The 6,265-nt window shown below is 31.7% G+C and carries 4 protein-coding genes; all 4 read left to right on the top strand.

The window, feature by feature from the left end; all coding sequences use genetic code 11:
- The first annotated feature begins 86 nt into the window (after positions 1–86).
- Positions 87–3,413, top strand: a complete 3,327-nt coding sequence (locus GOQ24_RS12900) for a SusC/RagA family TonB-linked outer membrane protein (RefSeq protein WP_243731277.1) — start codon at positions 87–89, stop codon at positions 3,411–3,413.
- A gap of 11 nt (positions 3,414–3,424) precedes the next feature.
- The gene (locus tag GOQ24_RS12905; RefSeq protein WP_160339877.1) at positions 3,425–4,804 is read left to right on the top strand and encodes a RagB/SusD family nutrient uptake outer membrane protein; all 1,380 of its coding nucleotides are present in this window, start codon (positions 3,425–3,427) and stop codon (positions 4,802–4,804) included.
- A gap of 12 nt (positions 4,805–4,816) precedes the next feature.
- Positions 4,817–5,533 carry a hypothetical protein gene (locus tag GOQ24_RS12910; RefSeq protein WP_160339878.1) on the top strand — a complete coding sequence of 239 codons (717 nt, stop codon included), beginning with the start codon at positions 4,817–4,819 and terminating at the stop codon, positions 5,531–5,533.
- Positions 5,534–5,535: 2 nt separating this feature from the next.
- The coding region (locus GOQ24_RS12915; RefSeq protein ID WP_160339879.1) for a hypothetical protein at positions 5,536–6,265 on the top strand (730 nt) is incomplete at its 3' end.

The following is a 6,265-nucleotide window of genomic DNA, read 5'->3' on the forward strand; positions in this document are numbered from 1 at the left end:
AATAAAAACACTGGCTATTCGGCAAAATAACCAGTGTTTACAATGTGATTATTACCTAAGTAACAACCTTTAACTATTTCAAATATATGAAAAATTCTTTATTAAGAAGTAGAGGAATTCCTCTGTTAAAACTCGAGTTAAAAATGAAACTATCCTTTATTTTTTCCTTTGTTTTTGCACTTAATTTATTTGCAACAAACACCTATTCTCAATCAAAAATTTCAGTAGATGTTATCAACATACCTCTACATGAAATACTTGAGATTATTGAAGAGTCGTCTGAATATCGTTTTATTTATAATACAAATGAAGTCAACGTAAATGAGAAAAAAGTTCTTCAAGTAGATAATCTAAATGTAGAAGAAGTACTAAAAAAACTCTTTAAAAACTCTACGATTAACTACACTATAATGGACAATCAAGTTATCTTAACTAACAAACCTAATTCTAATTCCAATAAAATTAATCAAGATTATTTTCGTCAGATTAAAGGCGTTGTTAATGATGATTTAGGTCCATTAGCAGGAGTGATAGTAAAGATAAAATCAACAAATAAAGCTGTAACAACTAGTCTTGATGGTAGTTTTACAATTGATATTCCAAAACAATCAAACACTGACAAAGAGCTTTTCTTAGAAATCTCACTAATTGGTTACAAGACGCAATTAATAAAAATAACAAATCAGAACTTTTTTAATGTAACATTAGAGGTTAATGATCAACTTTTAGACGAAGTTATTGTTAATGCTGGGTACTACTCTGTAAAAGATAGAGAGCGAACAGGAAGTATAGCACGAGTAACGGCTAAAGATATCGAGTTTCAGCCAGTGGTGAATCCTCTGCAAGCTATTCAAGGAAGGGTGGCTGGTGTGGATATCACACAAAATACAGGAGTTGCTGGTGGAGGAATGAGCGTTGAAATACGAGGAAGAAACTTCTTAGACAGTTCTAATAGTGGAAGAAATAATCCTATGTATATCATCGATGGAGTTCCCTTCTTATCTAATGCTATGGGAAGAACTAATGGGAGTCTAGGAGTTCAAATGTTTGAAAATGGTATCTCTCCTTTAAACGCAATTAATCCTTCTGATATAGAGAGTATTGAAATCTTAAAAGATGCAGATGCAACCGCAATCTATGGTTCGCGTGGAGCGAATGGTGTTGTTTTAATCACAACCAAAACGGGAAAGTCAGATAAAACAAGATTTACGTTTTCATCATCTATTGGCTTTAGTAAAGTAGCCAAATTTATGGATATGATGAACACCCAGCAATACATTCAAATGCGTGAAGAGGCCTTTGCAAATAGCGGTATTACCTCCTATCCTGTAAATGCACATGATGTAAATGGAACATGGGATAGAAATCGATACACCAATTGGCAAAAAGAACTTATCGGAGATACAGCCGTTGATCAAAACATTGCTTTTGGAATTCAAGGAGGAAATCAATACACAAATTACAATATAAATCTCGCTAGAAATGAAAACACTACTGTGTTTCCAACAGATAAAGGCTATAAAAGAAGTTCTGCATTAATTAACTTCAATCACAAGAGTAAAGACAATAAATTACAGATTAATACCTCAACAACCTATTCGGAACAAAGCAATAATTTACCAATAGTAGATATAACACAACAAGCAATAAATCTAGCTCCTAATGCTCCTGCCCTTTATGATGCGCATGGAAATCTCAATTGGGAAAATGGTAGTTTTATAAATCCGTTAGCTCAATTTAAACAGACTTATGAGAATAATACCCAATCCCTTACTTTAAGTACAAATCTATCGTATAGCATTTTGCCCAATTTGTTTTTTAAAACAAACGCAGGAATGACTAAAACAGATTTTGAAGAATGGAAAATAGTACCTCATACTTTTTTCAATCCTGCCCTAAATTATACTAGTGAGAAGTCAAATACCAGTAGAGCCAACAATAATTATAAGTCCTATATCGTAGAACCTCAATTACAGTTTATCAAAGAAATAGATAAACATTCTTTTGATTTACTAATAGGTACTACTTACCAAACAACTACAACATCTGGAACCTTTATTAGAGGTGTAGGTTTTTCATCAGATGCCTTGATTAAAAATATTGGTGCAGCTCAGCAAAAAGTAATAGGAAGTACTACCAATACCCAGTATAAATATGTCGCCTTATTCACAAGGTTAAACTATATGTATGATAGTAAATATATTTTAAACCTTACCGCAAGGCGCGATGGTTCAAGTAGATTTGCCAAAGAAAATAAGTTTGGAAACTTTGGGGCAATTGGTGCAGCTTGGTTGTTTTCTCAAGAATCTTTTATGGAAAATCTCCCATGGTTGTCTTTTGGAAAACTTCGCACAAGTTACGGAGTAACTGGTAGTGATAATATTGGTGATTATGCTTATTTAGATACCTATTCAATCATTTCTAATCAATATAATAATGAAACGGGACTAAACCCTACTGCGCTTTATAATCCGAATTACAAATGGGAAAAAACAACCAAATTTGAAGTCGCATTAGAACTGAGTTTTTTAAACAGCAGAGTCAATACCTCTGTAGCCTTTTACAATAATCGTTCAACGGATCAGTTAATTGGTCTTACTCTCCCAAGTACAACAGGGTTTAATTCAATTGTGACTAACTCTCCTGCGGTTGTGGATAATAAAGGATGGGAATTTACTCTAAACACCACTAATATACAAAATAATACATGGAGCTGGACGACCAATTTTAATTTGTCATTTCCCAAAAACAAACTCGTTTCATATCCTGGATTAGAAGAGGGAACACAAAGTAGTTTTTATGTGGTTGGAGAGCCTTTAAATATTATCAAGCTCTACCAATACAATGGGTTAAATCCAGAGACGGGATTATATGAATTTACAGATTATAACAACGATGGAAAAATAGACATCAACGATAAAATGCTAGTTAAAAGTTTAAATCCACAATTCTATGGAGGATTGCAAAATACAATCTCTTACAAGAATTTTACCTTAGACTTTTTGTTTTACTTCAAAAAACAAGAAAACTACAACTTTAACAAAAGACATATAATACCGGGAGCTGCAATTATCAATCTTCCTGTTGACTTTATAAATAGATGGAGGCCTGATAATCCAAATGCAACCTATATAGGTGCTTCTTTCAATGATGCAGTTGCAGCTAGTAATGAATACCCATACACAGAGAGTGATGCAACGATCAGTGATGCCTCTTATATCCGTTTGAAAAACTTATCAATTGCTTATAGTCTAAAAATACCTAAATCCAAAATTGAATCTTTAAGACTTTATGTACAAGGGCAAAACTTGTGGACAATTACTTCCTTTAAAGGAATGGACCCTGAATTTACAATTTATGGATACCTACCTCCTCTTCGTACGTATTCATTCGGTATGCAACTAATATTCTAATTCTTACAATTATGAAAATATCAAATAACATAAAAACGCCAATAAAATCGATTGTTTTATTTTTTATTGGAATCCTTCTTTACTCCTGTGAGAGTTTAATTCAAGTTGATCTTCCTAATGATAGGATGAATCAAGAAGATGTTTACAAAGATGTAAATACCACAAAATCTGCTTTAAACGCTATTTACATTAATACTCGCAATAATCCTTTCTTTTCAAAGCACTCCTCTGGTATAAACTATAGAATGAGCCTTTACACCGATGAATTAAATTATCTTGGCAGTTCAGCAGAGTATTTTCATCAAAATAACATCCTTCCTAATGATAATATAATCACTAATTGGTGGAATACTGCTTATAAAAACATTTATGGTATTAACCTTTTTATAAATAAATTAAGTGAATCAACTTACATTGATGCATCAATCAAAAATCAGTTTCTAGGAGAAGTATATACCTTAAGAGCATTACATTACCAAAATCTAATTCAACTCTTTGGAGATCTTCCTTACACAACTTCCATCGATTATAGCTATAATACATCACTGTATAAAATTCCTATTAATGAAGTTTTACTATTAATAGAAAAAGACCTCTTATTGGCTATAGATTTACTTTCAGATACCTATAGAGATGCAAACCGATTCTATGTAAATAAATCTGTTGCTGAATTACTGCTAGCTGAAAATTATTTACTTCAACAAAGAAATGATCAGGCACAGATTTACAGTCAAAACGTTATTGACAATAGTCAATATCAAATAGAAGATGATTTGTCTCAAACATTCAAAAAAACAGCAAAAAGTACAATTTGGCAATTTAGTTTAGAACAAAACACAACAATTACTCCAGAGGCCAGTCTTTATATTTTCACTGCTTTATCAACAGCTACAACGACTCTAAGTGGTAAACTAATTGACTTATTTGAGCCAGGAGACCTAAGACGTGCGAACTGGATTAATGAAATCTCAATAGAGAATGATCTTTACTATGGAGTATTTAAGTATAAAAACAAGGCTAACAATACAGATGAAAACTCTATTTTCTATAGAATTGAACACGCGTATTTCTTCTTAGCAGAAAGTTTATTCAAACAAGAAAGAAATATTCAAGCAATTGAAGTTTTAAATAAAATAAGAAACAAGCGTGGACTAACTCCTCTTGAACCAAATCTCAGTAAAAACAAGCTTGAAGAAGCCTTACTCAATGAATCCTTCAAAGAGTTTTTTACTGAATCAAATCAACGATTCTTTACCCTTAAAAGGTTTGATAGACTAGATGAACTAAATTCCACAAAACCCAATTGGCAAGATTACCATAAACTATTGCCTATTCCTGAGAGTCAATTACTATTAAACAAAAACCTAAATCCACAAAATAGCGGATACTAAAAGCTTTGCATTATGAAATCACTTTATATTAAAATCAGTATAACACTTTTTGCGTTCATACTTCTGTGTTTAACACAAGTTGCTTGTAAATCAACCAAACTAAACACTACGGATATTACAATCCAAGGCAGAGTAACAGTTCTAGGAACTGACTCTGCTCCTTTGGGGCTGACAACAGTAAATATTAAAAACAAGTGGAGCTGGAAAGACGAGTCTTTACCTGTATATGGTGAAAACAAAAGAGTTTTTGTAAACCGACAAGGATACTACAAAATCAATATTGAAAAAGGAGATACACTTGTTATTATTCCCAATCATGTTATCTATGGTAGAGATATTAGTAAATACACTTTTGTTAACCTAGACAAAAGCCAAACCATCAATGTTGAAATAACCGAGGATCAAATTGGCTACCAAAAACGAATTGAAAATAACCCCGTTTTAGCAGCGAATATAACAAATCACATAAAAAATGTAAATCCAGAACAACTCGTATCAATTAGTGGAACCATTAAAAGCAAGAAAACAAATCAACCTCTAAAAAATGTTGATGTTGGTTCAGGATTTAACAATAATGTTCTAGGTTTAGGAACCTACCATCTTACAGATAACAAAGGGAATTTTAATTTAAGAATACCCAAAGGCAATCTTTGCAGCATTCAAGCTCTATCGCCAAATGCAATTAGATTTATTGCCCAAAATGACACTATTATCAATTTAGATTTATAATCATGCAAAAATATTTGATCAATCATTTTATCCTAATACTCTCAACTTTCTTATGCTTTAACTCCCTATTCGCTAATGAGTACAAAGGGAGAACCGCAATTGATTCTTTGGGATATTATCTTGACCCTTCACTTTTAAGTCCTGACGGTAATTGGGTTATTGTTAGTAAAACTTTTGCCTACAACAATCAACCAGAATCTATTTTCTATATTAACACCAAGACAAAACAGAAAATAGAAATTGATGATTACGCAACTTTAAATGAAAATCTTCTCTACAATGATCTAATACTTCAGAACAAGGATAACAAACTAGTTGTACTGAACTTAAAAAAAGATCAGAAAACTTTTGCACTTCCTAATATAAAACAGTTTTCCTCTAAAGCCATTAGAGATAATAATCTTTTAATTACTCTCTCTAATGAAAATACGCTACAAATTATCAAATTAGACAAACAAGGGAATCTGAATAAAATCTTGGTAAGTAAGCAAAATGTTGGTAAATATCTAATCAATAAAGATAAAACCAAACTTATCTATCAAAAACAAGATGCCGATCGTTTAACCTATGTTATAGATTTAGAATCATTTAAAACCGTAGAATTTAAAGATCAAATAGATAATTTAAAATCAATAAATTGGAATAATAATCAGGATAAAATTGCTTTTGTAAATAATGAAAACAAACTCTATATATTAGATCTTAATACGGGAAAAACAAACATCCTACAAC

Origin of the sequence: Myroides sp. LoEW2-1 (assembly GCF_009767705.1) — a bacterium.
In the GTDB taxonomy this organism is placed as follows: Bacteria; Bacteroidota; Bacteroidia; order Flavobacteriales; family Flavobacteriaceae; genus Flavobacterium; species Flavobacterium album_A.

Bases quoted from the DNA above. Each gene is read 5' to 3' on its own strand.
- GOQ24_RS12910 (WP_160339878.1), top strand. From the start codon at position 4,817: ATGAAATCACTTTATATTAAAATCAGTATAACACTTTTTGCGTTCATA.
- GOQ24_RS12905 (WP_160339877.1), top strand. From the start codon at position 3,425: ATGAAAATATCAAATAACATAAAAACGCCAATAAAATCGATTGTTTTA.
- GOQ24_RS12900 (WP_243731277.1), top strand. From the start codon at position 87: ATGAAAAATTCTTTATTAAGAAGTAGAGGAATTCCTCTGTTAAAACTC.